The 13,388-nt window shown below is 65.0% G+C and carries 10 protein-coding genes and 2 pseudogenes; 6 read left to right on the top strand and 6 right to left on the bottom strand.

Translation table 11 applies throughout. The annotated features are described in order from the left end of the window. The first annotated feature begins 91 nt into the window (after positions 1-91). The 6 genes and pseudogenes from ABIE40_RS15430 (at position 92) to ABIE40_RS15405 (ending at position 7,881) form a co-directional block, all read left to right on the top strand. Positions 92-1,965: pseudogene (locus tag ABIE40_RS15430) on the top strand (sensor histidine kinase). Next, a complete protein-coding gene (locus ABIE40_RS15425; RefSeq protein ID WP_199629954.1) occupies positions 1,962-3,293 on the top strand; it encodes a sigma-54-dependent transcriptional regulator in 1,332 nt (443 codons plus the stop codon). The pseudogene ABIE40_RS15430 and the gene ABIE40_RS15425 overlap by 4 nt, the downstream one beginning before the upstream one ends. A 198-nt stretch (positions 3,294-3,491) precedes the next feature. Then, on the top strand, positions 3,492-4,475 hold the full coding sequence (locus ABIE40_RS15420) for a tripartite tricarboxylate transporter substrate binding protein BugD (protein ID WP_112718897.1): 984 nt from the start codon (positions 3,492-3,494) through the stop codon (positions 4,473-4,475). A gap of 163 nt (positions 4,476-4,638) precedes the next feature. Next, positions 4,639-5,100 (top strand): tripartite tricarboxylate transporter TctB family protein, encoded by a 462-nt coding sequence (locus ABIE40_RS15415; RefSeq protein WP_199629955.1) that lies wholly within the window; start codon positions 4,639-4,641, stop codon positions 5,098-5,100. A 10-nt stretch (positions 5,101-5,110) separates the two neighbouring features. Then, positions 5,111-6,616: a tripartite tricarboxylate transporter permease gene (locus tag ABIE40_RS15410; protein ID WP_112718899.1), complete on the top strand. Its 1,506-nt coding sequence runs from the start codon at positions 5,111-5,113 to the stop codon at positions 6,614-6,616. Between the two features lie 95 nt (positions 6,617-6,711). Beyond that, positions 6,712-7,881, top strand: coding sequence for a M20 aminoacylase family protein (locus ABIE40_RS15405; RefSeq protein ID WP_199629956.1), 1,170 nt, complete (start codon positions 6,712-6,714; stop codon positions 7,879-7,881). Positions 7,882-7,886: 5 nt separating this feature from the next. Here ABIE40_RS15405 and ABIE40_RS31030 read toward each other — a convergent pair. From ABIE40_RS31030 to ABIE40_RS15380, 6 genes and pseudogenes are all read right to left on the bottom strand, one after another. Further along, positions 7,887-8,009 (bottom strand): annotated as a pseudogene (locus ABIE40_RS31030) (endonuclease domain-containing protein); the annotation flags it as partial. 44 nt (positions 8,010-8,053) lie between these two features. Then, the gene (locus ABIE40_RS15400; RefSeq protein ID WP_199629957.1) at positions 8,054-9,844 is read right to left on the bottom strand and encodes an adenine deaminase; all 1,791 of its coding nucleotides are present in this window, start codon (positions 9,842-9,844) and stop codon (positions 8,054-8,056) included. Beyond that, positions 9,841-10,761, bottom strand: coding sequence for a nucleoside hydrolase (locus tag ABIE40_RS15395; RefSeq protein WP_199629971.1), 921 nt, complete (start codon positions 10,759-10,761; stop codon positions 9,841-9,843). Before ABIE40_RS15395 ends, ABIE40_RS15400 begins: the two co-directional genes overlap by 4 nt. A gap of 4 nt (positions 10,762-10,765) precedes the next feature. Continuing rightward, entirely contained in the window at positions 10,766-11,788 is a 1,023-nt protein-coding gene (locus tag ABIE40_RS15390; protein WP_199629958.1) for an ABC transporter ATP-binding protein, read from the bottom strand. Further along, positions 11,781-12,560 (bottom strand): ABC transporter permease, encoded by a 780-nt coding sequence (locus ABIE40_RS15385; protein WP_199629959.1) that lies wholly within the window; start codon positions 12,558-12,560, stop codon positions 11,781-11,783. Before ABIE40_RS15385 ends, ABIE40_RS15390 begins: the two co-directional genes overlap by 8 nt. Next, a complete protein-coding gene (locus tag ABIE40_RS15380) occupies positions 12,557-13,384 on the bottom strand; it encodes an ABC transporter permease (protein ID WP_199629960.1) in 828 nt (275 codons plus the stop codon). The genes ABIE40_RS15385 and ABIE40_RS15380 overlap by 4 nt, the downstream gene beginning before the upstream one ends. Positions 13,385-13,388: the final 4 nt, after the last annotated feature.

Here is a 13,388-nt window from a genome sequence, read left to right as displayed (position 1 = left end):
GCAGCGATAGGACAATCTGGAGCCTCAGCTGTCAAGGCAGCCGCGCCTCTTGGAATCCTCCTCCGTGCTCATTACAATCAGGCCGTCGGGGATGCCTTCCTGGGGAGGGAGGCAGAATGGGAGGAGCCGCCGCTGTCTCAGAGGCACAGGCTTATATTCGCGCTGTTTTCAGTGCCTTTCGTCGTATTCGCCTTTTTCTACTACGGCGGATCGGTGGCGACGCGCGCCTATATGGGCGAGGCTTCGGCCCAGGCGGGAACGGCGCTGCGTCTTGCCGTCTCGGCGCTCAGCGGCCATCTCAACCGCTACGAGGCGCTGCCGGCGCTGATTGCCGATCACGACGATATCAAGGAACTGGTGGCCCACCCCGAAGACAAGGCGTTGCGGGATGCCGCCAACCTCTATCTCAAGGAGATCAACCATCTCCTGAAATCCTCAGACATCTACGTGATCACCCCCGACGGCGAGACGATCGCGGCCAGCAATTTCGATCTGCCCGACAGCTTCGTCGGCGAGAATTTCAGCTACCGTCCCTATTTCCAGGAGGCGATCGCCGGCAAGCAGTCGCGCTTCTACGCGCTCGGCACGACATCGCTGAAGCGCGGCTATTATTTCGGTTCGCCGATCAGGGTGGGCGATGACATTCGCGGGGTCATCGTCTTCAAGGTCGATATCGACATGATCGAATCCTCCTGGACGGGCGGGGAATACCGCATCTTCGTCTCCGACCCCGAGGGCATCATCTTCATGTCCGGCAAGCCGGAATGGCTCTATAACAGCATCCTGCCGCTGACCACCGACCGCCTGCAGCGCACCGAGGCGTCGCGGCGCTACGCCAATGCGACGCTCGCGGCATTGCCGCTGAACCGCAGCCGCTTCGAGGATCACAATCTGATGGGGCTGGTCGAGGAGGGCGTCGAGAAAGAATATCTGGTGCTCTCCAGCTACATGACGGCCGAGGACTGGACGGTCAACGTGTTGCTCGACACCGGCTCCGTCCGGGCGCAGGCGCGCACGGCGCTTGCCGCGGTCTTCCTGTTCCTCTGCATTGCCGGGCTCGCCTTCGCGGTGCTGCGCCAGCGGCGCATGCGGCTGAACGAACGCATGCATCTGCAGGCCGAAGCGCGCAACGAGCTGGAGCGGCGGGTCGAGGAGCGCACCGCGGATCTCGCCCGCGTCAACAGCCGCATCGAGGAGGAAATCGCCGAGCGCCGGCTGACGGAAAAGCAGCTGCGCCAGACACAGGCCGATCTCATTCAGGCGGGCAAGCTTGCAGGTCTCGGCCAGATGTCGGCCGCGCTCTCCCACGAGTTCAACCAGCCGCTGGCGGCCGCCAAGACCTATACCGATAGCGCCACCGTTCTGCTCGATCGCGGGCGCACGGACGAGGCGCAGGACAATATCCGCCGGATCGGCGGTCTGATCGATCGGATGGCGTCGATCAGCAAGCATCTGCGCAACTTTGCCCGCAAGCCCAACGAGAAGCTCGGCCCGGTGCCGCTCGACGAGGCGATCCGCGATACGCTGGAAATCATCGCCTGGAGGCTGAAAGCGGCGGACGCCGATCTCAGGCTTGATCTCGGCCTGCATCCGCCTGTCGTTCGGGCAGGCTCCGTCCGTCTGCAACAGGTGCTCGTCAATGTCATCTCCAATGCGGCCGATGCCGTCGAGGGGCTGGACGACCGGCGCATCGAGGTGCGGGCCTCGGAGGAGGCGGGCAGGGTGGTGCTGACGGTTCGCGACTTCGGCCCCGGCGTGCCGGCGGCGATTGCCGAGCGCATCTTCGATCCGTTCTTCACGACGAAGGGCGTCGGCAAGGGACTCGGCCTCGGGCTTTCGATCTCCTACAACATCATCAAGGACTTCGGCGGCAGCCTGACCGTTGCCAATCACCCGGATGGCGGGGCGGAGTTCCGCATCGAGCTGCAATCGGCCGCAGGCGCCATGCCGGAGGCGGCGGAATGAGCGAACAGAAGATCCTGCTCGTTGATGACGAGGAGGAACTGCGCCGCTCGACGGCGCAGGCGCTGGAGCTCTCGGGCTTCAGCGTCGAGACCTTCTCCAATGCCGATCATGTGCTGGAGCTGATCGGCTACAGCTTTCCGGGCGTCGTCGTCAGCGATATCCGCATGCCCGGCACCGACGGCATGACGCTGATGAGCCGGATCCGTGAGATCGACGCCGAAGTGCCCGTCATCCTCGTCACCGGCCATGGCGACGTGCAGCTGGCGGTGAAGGCGATGCGCGAGGGTGCCTATGATTTCATCGAGAAGCCGTTCACGCCGCAGATGCTGGCAGGCGTCATCAAGCGCGCCTTCGAGCGGCGCAGCCTCGTGCTCGAAAACCGGCTGCTGAAGGCGGTTGCCGGCAAGCGGGACGATATCGAGGCGCGGCTGCCGGGACGCACGCAGGTGATGGTCGACCTGCGCTATCGCATCCGGGCGATCGGGGCGAGCGATGCCGATACGCTGATCGTCGGCGAGACCGGCGCCGGCAAGGAAGTGGTGGCGCGGGCGCTGCATGACATTAGCGCCCGGGCAAGCCGCCCGTTCATCGCCATCAATTGCGCCGCGCTTCCGGCAAACCTGATCGAGAGCGAGCTTTTCGGCCATGAGGCAGGCGCCTTTCCAGGTGCCGTGCGTCCACGCTACGGCAAGTTCGAACATGGCCGCGGCGGGACGATCCTGCTCGACGAGATCGGCTCGATGCCCTTCGATCTGCAGGCGAAGTTTCTGCGCGTGCTGCAGGAGCGGGTGATCTCGCGCCTCGGCTCCAACGAGGTCGTGCCGCTCGACGTGCGCTTCATCGCCACCAGCAAGGTGGACTTGGAGGAGGAGGTCGCCGCGGGACGGTTCCGCGCCGATCTCTTCTACCGGCTGAATGTCGCGACGCTGCATGTGCCGGCGCTGGCGCAGCGGCGGCCGGATATTCCGCTGCTCTTTCTCCAGCTGGTGCGCGAGGCGGCCGCGCGATACGGGCGGGACGACATGCCGGTTTCGCCGGATCTGATCTCCGATATCGCCCAGCGCGACTGGCCGGGCAATGTGCGCGAGTTGCGCAATGCGGCCGACCGTTTCGTGCTTGGTCTCGATGGCGGCGAGCGGCCGAATGGCGAGGCGACGGGGCTCGCCGATCGTGTCGCCGAATTCGAGCGCGGCGTCATCGCCAGCGCGCTGGTTGCCCATGGCGGCAGTCTCAAGCCGGTCTACGAGTCGCTGCAGATCTCGCGCAAGACGCTGTACGAGAAGATGCAGAAATACGGGCTCGACAAGAAGCTGCTGGTTTCTGAATAGCCAGATGGGTGGATTTCCACCCATCGCTATCCGCCTTTGTTTCCAAATCGACCCATGCTGCATCGCACGCAGGCGAAATCTCTGCCCGATGGCATGCCCGGCCGATTGCCGCCCGCGCGTTTACCACCTGTTAATGGCCTCATCTCACCGGCGCATGGGAAGCGCCGGCGGAGCCTGTTTTCATCAGGGAGGAAAACGATGAAACTCTTCAAGGCCATGCTTGGCATGACGGCGGCTGCTGCCGTCTCTCTTTTCGCTGCCGGTGCATCCGCACAGGGCTATCCCGAACGCACCATCACCATGGTCGTGCCGTTCGCGGCCGGTGGCCCGACGGATACCGTCGCGCGCCTCGTCGCCGAGTCCATGTCGAAGGATCTCGGGCAGCAGATCGTGGTCGAAAACGTCGGCGGCGCCGGTGGCACGCTCGGCGCCGGCCGCGTTGCCGCTGCCGATCCCGATGGCTACACCATCCTGCTGCATCACATCGGTATGGCGACATCCGCCACGCTCTACCGCAAGCTCGCCTACGATACGCTGAACGCCTTCGAATATGTCGGCCTCGTCACCGACGTTCCGATGACGATCGTTGCCCGCAAGGATTTCGAACCGGCCGATCTCAAGAGCCTCGTCGAATACGTCAAGGCGAACAAGGACAAGGTCACCTACGCCAATGCCGGTATCGGCGCTGCCTCGCATCTCTGCGGCATGATGTTCATGAGCGCCATCCAGACGCCGCTGACGACCGTTCCCTACAAGGGCACCGGTCCGGCGATGACCGATCTGCTCGGCGGCCAGGTCGATATCATGTGCGACCAGACCACCAACACCACGAAGCAGATCCAGGGTGGCACGATCAAGGCCTATGCCGTGACCTCTCCGAAGCGCCTCGACGTTCTGAAGGACGTTCCGACGGCCGTCGAAGGTGGCCTGCCGGGCTTTGAAGTCGGCATCTGGCACGGTGTCTACACGCCGAAGGGCACGCCTGCCGAAATCAACGAGCGCCTGTCGAAGTCGCTGCAGGTGGCGCTGAAGGACGAGAACGTCGTCAAGCGCTTCGCCGAACTCGGCACCGCGCCGTCGCCGGATGCCGATGCGACGCCGGCTGCGCTGAAGACCAAGCTCGAGACCGAAATCGCCCGCTGGAAGCCGGTGATCGAGGCTGCCGGCGAATACGCCGACTGATTGGCCGCCAACGTCGAGTGCGGAGCCCCCTCACCCTAACCCTCTCCCCGCTGGGGAGAGGGGACGCGGCTTCCCTTCTCCCCTTGGGGAGAAGGTGCCCGTCAGGGCGGATGAGGGGGCTACCCGCTTCGACGCCAACTCTCTCCAACCCCACGGAGACACCATGAAATCTGTCACATTCGACACGACAAATGCGATCTGCGGCGCGCTTCTGGTCGCGACCGGCGCATTCTTCGCCTATCAGTCCTTCACGCTCGAACTCGGCACAGCGCTGCGCATGGGGCCGGGCTATTTCCCGCTGGTGCTTTCGGTGGTGCTGGTCATCCTCGGCGCCATCGTCTTCATCCAGGCGCTGCGCGTCGAGGGCGAGCCGATCGATCCCTTTGCCTGGCGCGGGATGCTCTTCATTCTTCCGGCACCCATCCTGTTTGGGCTGACGGTTCGCGGCCTCGGCTTTGCGCCGTCGCTGTTCCTCGCGGCCTTCGTCGCCTGTTTCGCGTCGCAGAAGATGAACGTCTTCTACGCGCTGATCCTGTCGCTTGGGCTCACGGTGTTCTCGGTTGCAGTGTTCAGCTACGGCCTCGGCCTGCCGTTCGAGCGCTTCGGCCCGTGGACCCGGTTCTAAGGAGACCGCGATGGAACTTTTCAGCAATCTCGCGCTCGGTTTTGCAACGGCGGCCACGCCGGCAAACCTGCTCTTCTGCCTTATCGGCGTCCTGCTCGGCACGCTGATCGGCGTTCTCCCCGGCATCGGTGCCACGGCGACGATTGCCATGCTGCTGCCGATCACCTTCCAGCTGGAGCCGGTCTCCTCGCTGATCATGCTCGCCGGCATCTATTACGGCGCCCAATATGGCGGCTCGACCACTGCGATCCTGATCAACATGCCGGGTGAGTCCTCCTCTGCGGTGACGGCGATCGACGGATACCAGATGGCCCGCAAGGGCAGGGCGGGGGCCGCACTTGCGATCGCCGCACTCGGCTCGTTCTTCGCGGGAACGGTCTCGACCTTCCTCGTCGCCATCTTCGCGCCCCCGCTGACCGAGATCGCGCTGAAATTCGGCGCGCCCGAATATTTCTCGCTGATGATCGTCGGTCTCGTCTCGTCGATCGCGCTGGCGCATGGCTCGGTCATCAAGGCGCTGGCGATGGTGGCGCTCGGCCTGCTGCTCGGCCTCGTCGGCACCGATATCTATACCGGCACGCCGCGCTTCACGCTCGGCATCCGCGAATATGCCGACGGGCTGAACTTCGTGGCGCTCGCCGTCGGTGTCTTCGGCGTCGCCGAAATCCTGCGCAATCTCGAAGGCGAGTCGACGCGCACGGTGCTGATGAACAAGGTGACCGGTCTTCTGCCTTCGAAGCAGGAATTCAAGGAGATGATCGCGCCGGTCCTTCGCGGCACGGCGATTGGCTCGGCGCTCGGTATCCTGCCGGGTGGCGGCGCCATCCTGGCATCCTTCGCCTCCTACACGGTGGAAAAGCGCTCGTCGAAGAAGCCGGAGGAATTCGGGCATGGTGCGGTTGCGGGTGTTGCCGGTCCTGAATCGGCCAACAATGCAGGCGCGCAGACCTCGTTCATTCCGCTCCTGACGCTCGGTATTCCGGCCAATCCGGTCATGGCGCTGATGGTCGGTGCGATGATCATCCAGGGCATCGTGCCCGGTCCGAATGTCGCGACCGAACAGCCGGCGCTGTTCTGGGGCATCATCGCCTCGATGTGGATCGGCAACCTGATGCTCGTCATCCTGAACCTGCCGCTGATCGGCCTCTGGGTGAAGCTGCTGACTGTGCCCTATTACGTGCTCTTCCCCGTGATCATGGCCTTCTGCTCGATCGGGGTCTACAGCGTCAATTCCAATGTCTACGATCTCTATGCCGTCGCCTTCTTCGGCCTGATCGGCTACGTGCTGGCGAAGCTGCGCTGCGAGCCGGCGCCGTTGCTGCTTGGCTTCGTGCTCGGGCCGCTGCTGGAAGAGAACCTGCGGCGTGCGATGATCCTGTCGCGCGGCGATCCGACGACCTTCCTGACCCGGCCGATCAGCGCCACGCTGCTCGCCATCGCGCTCGCCGTTCTCATCATCGTCTTCCTGCCGAGCGTGAAGAAGAAGCGCGAGGAGGTCTTCGTCGAGGAAACGTGAGGGGTTGAACTCACTGCCTCTTTGTAGAACAAAGGGATACCTGAGACGGGCGCCGTTCTGGCGCCCGTTTTCGCATGCACAGGACATCCCGGCTCATGACCATTCCCGCCCGGATCAAGGACGATCTACCCTTCCTCACCTCGCTTCGCCGTGATCTTCACGCGCATCCCGAGCTCGGCTTCGAAGAGGAGCGCACCAGCGGCATCGTCGCCAAGCTGCTGGAGGAGGCCGGTATCAAGGTTCATCGCGGGCTTGGCACCACCGGCGTCGTCGGCACGCTGCAGGTCGGCAACGGCACGCGCAGCATCGGCCTCAGGGCGGATATGGATGCACTGGCGATGCCCGAGATTGCCGAGCGGCCGTACAAGTCAACGGTTCAGGGAAAGATGCATGCGTGCGGTCATGACGGGCACACGACGATGCTGCTCGGTGCCGCGCGCTATCTGGCTGAAACCAAGGGCTTTTCCGGCACGGTGCATTTCATCTTCCAGCCGGCCGAAGAGGGACGCGGTGGGGCGCGCCGGATGGTCGAGGAGGGGCTGTTCAAGCTCTTCCCCTGCGATGCCGTCTATGGTCTGCACAACATGCCGGGGCTTGAGGTCGATGAGATCGCCGTCGTCGAGGGGCCGCAGCTTGCCTCATCCGACAGCTGGCGCGTCACCTTCCGCGGTACCGGCACGCATGGCGCCAAGCCGCATCTCGGCCGCGACCCGATCACAGCGGCAGGCACCTTCCTCGCCTCGCTGCAGACCATCGTCGGCCGCGTCGTCGATCCGCTGCAGCCGGCCGTCGTCAGCGCCTGCTCGCTGCAGGCGGGCGATCCAAAGGCGCTGAACGTCATCCCCGATACCGTCGAGATCGGCGGTACGGCGCGGGCCTATTCGCCCGAAGTGCGCGACCAGCTGGAAGCAGAGATCGGCCGTCTGGCGCAGGGCACGGCGCAGATGTTCGGGATATCAGCCGACTACGGCTTCGAGCGGCGTATTCCGCCTGTGGTCAACGATGCCGATGCGACGGCGCGGGCGCTGGGCGCTGCGGGCGAGGTGTTCGGCGCGAAGGTCCGCACCAGCTTTCCGCCATCGACGGCGGGGGATGACTTCGCCTTCTTCGGGCAGAATGCGCCGGGGTGCTATGTGTGGCTCGGCAACGGGCCGGCTGTGGATGGGGCGCTGCACCACAATACGGCTTATGACTTCAATGACGGGGCGCTTGGGTTCGGGGCGGCTTATTGGGTGAAGTTGGTGGAGCGGGAGTTGGCGGCTTAGGCCTCGCCCGGGGGCCCCTCATCCGCCCTTCGGGCACCTTCTCCCCCAGGGGAGAAGGGACGTGCGGCCCGCTCCGCGTTTCCCTTCTCCCCAGCGGGGAGAAGGTGGCCCGAAGGTTTCAGGTGCAACTCGTTGCACCGGGGATGAGGGGGCTACACCCTCCAAGCGATCCTTACGACACTATCTCCAGCACCGGCGTTTCCAGCACCTTCCCCGTCAGCACATCGGCAATCCCCATATCCGTCTGATGCGGGCCGATATTACAGGCGAGCGTGGCGCCGAAGCAGGCCTTGAAGACGAGGTAGGGCGGCTGCCAGGTGACGATCTTTTCCATCGCCTGGCGGATATCGCGGAAACCCTTTGCCGTCTCGGCAAGCGAGGCCTCGGTCACCAATCCAGAAAGCGGCAGCGGCAGCAGCACAAGGATGACGCCGTCCCTGGCGACTGCCATGCCGCCGCCTGCTGCAATCACCGCATTCGCGGCGGCTGCCATGTCGGCGGTGTTGCCGCCGAAGACGGTGAGGTTGTGGCTGTCATGCGAGACGGTGGTGCAGAAGGCGCCGTGCCATTCGCCCCAGCCGGTGAGGAACCCGGTGCGCGGGCGAGGGGCGGCGAGGCCGTGCCGGTGGGCGACGGAGATCATCGTGCTGCTCTCAGGCGGCACGACGAAGCCGTGCTCCACGCCGGTTTCCGCTTCGCCCCATTGCGTGAAGCGCGGGCGGTCGATGGTCGCGACGCGGACACGGTTGCCCTCGGAGCGGACCTTGAAATCGTCTGCGCCGAGTGCCGGAAGCTTGACCGAGTTCATCAGCGGCGCGGTGTCGAGCGGCTTCAGCGGCACGGTCATTGCGCCGTCCTGCGCGATGGTGCGGCCGTTAGCGATCACCAGCCGTGCCCTGAAATCGGTGAGGTCGTCGAAGAGCACGATATCGGCGCGCCGTCCTGCGGCGATGAGGCCGAGATCGCTGCGTTTCAGGCGCTGGGCGGCGTTGAAGGTGGCGGCGCGCAGAGCCCATTCCGGCCTCATGCCGTAGCGCACAAGGCGGCGGATCACGTCATCGAGGCCGCCGCCATCGAGCAGTTCGTCGGGGAAGACATCGTCGGTGCAGAGCGTCACGGTCGGCGGCAGGTGGCCGATGCCATCCAGCGCTTCGACGAATTCGCGCAGCAGGTGATCGTGCGAACCGCGGAGCTCGATGGTCATTCCGGCGGCAAGCTTCTGCAGGAGGTCGGCGCCGGAGGTCAGCTCGTGGTCGGAGGTGATGCCGGAGGCCATGAAGGCGTTGAGATCGGCGCCTTCGAGGCCGCGGGCATGGCCGCAGACGAGCTTGCCGGATGCGAGCCCGGCATTGACGATCGCCGTCATCCGCGGATCGCCCTCGATGACGCCGCGCATGTTCATGACTTCGGCAACGCCGCCAACGGCGGGCGAGCGCAGCATTTCGGTGATCACGGATGCATCGAAATCCGCACCGGCGCGTTCGAGGCCGGGTGCGGAGGGCACGCAGGAGGGCGCCAGCAGGATCATCCGGAGCGGCAGGCCTGACGATGCCTCGATCGCCCAGCGAACGCCATCAAGGCCGTGGACATTGCCGAATTCATGCGGATCCCAGAGGATCGTCGTCACGCCGCGCGGCAGCACTGCCCGGGCATATTCGGCAGGCGTCACCATCGAGCTCTCGACATGCATATGCGTATCGATCAGGCCCGGGGTGATGACGGCGCCCGTGGCGTCGATCATCTCCAGCGCATCGGCGCGGCTTCCCGGCGCGTGGACGCTTGCGATCAACGGTCCCGTGAGGCCGATGTCGGCTTCGCGGATCAGGCCGGTGACCGCGTCGAGGAGCTTTCCGCCCGATATCAGCACGTCGAAGGGCAGGTCGCCGCGGGCGGCGGCCACGGCGCGGGCGCGCAGCTGGGGATCGTTGAGGTCGGCGGGTTCCGGTCGCAATGGAGAGCTCATCTGCCGGCCTCGCTTGCGAGCGCGCCGAGGATCATTACGCGGGCGGCTTCGACATCGATATCGACAGCGAATTCGGCATTGGGCGCGGCATGGGTGGCGCGGGTCTCGACGACGGTGCGGCCGCGGGTGAACTGGCCGGCGAGCTCGACATCGATGCGCGCGGCGCGGAAGGTGACGAGCTCGGGTGCCGCGAAGGCGACGGCGGCCGAGGGATCGTAGATCGCCATGGCGGCGCGGCCGCGGCTGATGCCGATATCAATATAGCCGGCCAGCATGTCGGCGATCAGTTCGGCGTTGGCGCCGCCTGCCTGGCGGATCGGCGTGACGTCATCCGGCCGCGCCAGGACTTTGCGGCAGAGATCGAGGTCGATTATCTTCAGCGGCAGGCCGTGGCTGATGACGATTGCCAGCGCTTCGGGATCTGCAAGGGCGTTGAACTCGGCGGAGGCCGTGTGGTTGCCGATGGTGACGCCGCCGCCCATCCAGGTGAGTTCGGTGATGCGGGCGGCGAGATCGGGGCGGGCCAGCGCGAGGGCGGCGATATTGGTCAGCGGTCCGAGCGCCAGAATGCGGTGCGGGCCATCCGTTTCGAGCCAGCGGCAGAGGGCGAGGAAAGCGTCGCTATCGGGCAGCGCCGCTCCTTGCGGCAGCGTGCGGCCTGCCGTCGGGATGCCGGTATCGCCTAGGATCGCCTGGGCCGTCTCGATCTTGCCGATCACGGGATTGGCGCGGCCGCTATGGATGGGGAAGGTCCAGCCGAACGCGTCTGCGGCGCCTGCCGCATTGACCTTCACCTGCGGCAGCGGCGTGTTGCCGAAAACCAGCGAAATGCCGTCTATGTCAAGCTTCGACTGCGCCACCACCAGAATGGCGGCGATATCGTCGAAGCCCATGTCGGTATCGATCCAGACACCCATCATATCACCCGAAACGCGAGAGGCTGGCTGCCGCGGCAAGCGGCAGGTCGAAGGAAAGTGCTGTGCCGATCGCATGGGCCGCGAGGCCTGCGTCGACCTCCGCCTTGATCGGCCCGAGCGGCGTATCGAGCAGGTATTCCCGCGTGTTGCCGGCATAGGAGGTGCCGCGCACAGTTCCCTGGAAAGGACCGGAACCAAGGATGACCGTGCGCGGCCGCCAGGCCAGTCCTGCCGCCTGTGGCGCAGGAGCCGGCAAATCGACTGGACCGTTTGGTGTAACGAGCTTGCCGCCTTCGAGCTTGAAGACGTTCTCGAAACCGACGAAATCGGCGACGAAGGCGGAGACGGGGCGGTTGTAGATATCTTCAGGCGTGCCGATCTGCTCGATGCCGCCGTTCAGCATCACGACGATCCGGTCGGCAAGCGCCAGCGCCTCCACCTGATCATGGGTGACGAAGATCATCGTCACGCCGGTCTCCTTCTGGACACGCTGCAGCTCGGCGCGCATTTCCAGGCGCAGGCGGGCGTCAAGGTTTGACAGCGGCTCGTCGAGCAGCAGCACCTTCGGCTCCATGACCATAGAGCGGGCGAGCGCCACGCGCTGCTGCTGGCCGCCGGATAGTTCGGCGGGCTTGCGGCTGGCGAAGCTCGAAAGGCCGACCGATTTCAGGCCGGAGGTGACGCGCTTGTCGAGATTCTGGCCGGAAACGCCCTTGAGGCGCAGGCCGAAGGCGACGTTTTCGTAGACGGTCAGATGCGGGAAGAGGGCGTAGGACTGGAAGACCAGGCCGACATTGCGCTTGTTGGCGGAAACGCGGGTGATGTCGTCGCCGTCGAGATTGATGCGGCCGGAGGCGGGCGTCAGCAGGCCGGCGATCGAGCGCATCGTCGTCGTCTTGCCGCAGCCGGAGGGACCGAGCAGGGCGACGAGCTCACCCTTTTCGATCGTGAGGTCGAGGTCCTTCACCGCGACCGTATCGCCGTAAGCCAGCGTCAGCTTGTCGAGTTGAAGATAGGCATCAGACATAACGCGAGAATCCCAGGAAGCGTTCGGCAAGGAAGACGATGCCGATGGACAGGAAGGCGAGCAGCGAGGAGAGCGCTGAGATCGACGGATCGTAGGTGGTTTCCATGTAGCCCAGCATGTCGATCGGCAGGGTGCGCACGCCGGGGCCGGAGAGGAACAGCGAGACCGGCACCTGATTGAAGCTGGTGACGAAACCGAGGATGAAGGCGGCGAGAATGCCGCCGCGGATATTCGGCATGACGACACGGAAGAAGGCGCCGGTGCGCGAGGAGCCGAGCAGCACGGCCGCTTCCTCGATATCCGAGCGCAGGTTGTTGAGGCTCGCCGAGACGACGCGCACGGCATAGGGCAGCACCAGCGCCGTGTGCGCAAAGAACAGCGCCAGCGTGATGTTGAAGCCGAAGGGCACCACGAGATAGCGCAGCAGCGCCAGGCCGACGATGATGCCGGGCACGATGATCGGCAGGGAAACGATGGTGCGCACGGTCTCGCCGAAAGGAAGCTTGTAGCGCGACAGGGCGTAGGCGGCGGGAATGCCGAGGATGAGCGCCGACAGCGTGCCGAAGACGGCGAGGAACATCGACATGGCGAAGCTCTCGCGGAAGCTGTCGATGGTGAAGACCTTGGCGACCCATTTCAGCGACAGGCCCTGCGGCGGGAAGGCCAGCGTATCGCCGGCCGAAAGCGAGGCGGCGATGATGATCAGGAACGGACCGATCAGGAAAGTCAACAGTAGGCCGAGGACGATGGGCGGGAAGAGGCGGGATGTCATCGCTTGTTCCTCGCGGTCGCCAGGCGTTTCAAGAGGATGTTGGCGGCAAAGCTCATGACGATCAGCATGAAGGCGATGACGCTGGCCGAGACGAAGTTGTTGGAGACGGAAACCTGCTGGTAGAGCAGGGTTTCCAGCATCAACACCTTGGAGCCGCCGAGGACGGCGGGGGTGATATAGGCGGTCAGCGAGCCGGTGAACACGAGCGTGCCGCCAACGACGAGACCTTCCTTGGTCAACGGCAGGATCACCTTCCAGAACACCTGGAACCAGTTGGCGCCGAGCACGCGGGCCGCCGGGATCGCATCCTTCGGCATGTTCTCGAGCGCGCTGATCAGCGACAGGATCATCAACGGCAGGAAGAGCTGCAGGAGGCCGATGAAGACGGCGGTCTCGGTGAAGAGCAGGCGCAGCGGCTCGGCGCTGAGGCCGAGGCCGGTGATCGCCTGATTGACGATGCCGGTGCGGCCGAGGATGACGATCCAGGCATAGGTGCGGGCGACCGGCGAGATCATCAGCGGCAGCGTGACGAGGCCGATCATCCGGCCCTTGCCCTTCGGCGGCAGGTTGACGATCGCAAAGGCCGCGGCATAGCCGATGATGGCGGAGACGGCGGTGACTTCGAGCCCGAGCTTGAAGGTGCGGATGAAGACCGTGCGGTTCAGCTGCTCGGAGAAGAAGCCGGTATAGGCCGATAGCGTCCAGGCGCCATCGGCATGAAAGCCTTCGGAGAGAAGAATGGCGACGGGCAGCAGGAAGACCACGGCGGCGAAGATCGCCGCCGGCAGCGCAAGCGCCAAAGCTTCTGCTCGGTTCTGAAACATCGGG

Origin of the sequence: Rhizobium sp. OAE497 (assembly GCF_040546565.1) — a bacterium.
Taxonomy (GTDB): Bacteria; Pseudomonadota; Alphaproteobacteria; order Rhizobiales; family Rhizobiaceae; genus Rhizobium.
Note: the sequence above shows the minus strand (reverse complement) of the source record. Positions and strands in the feature narration are given on the sequence as shown.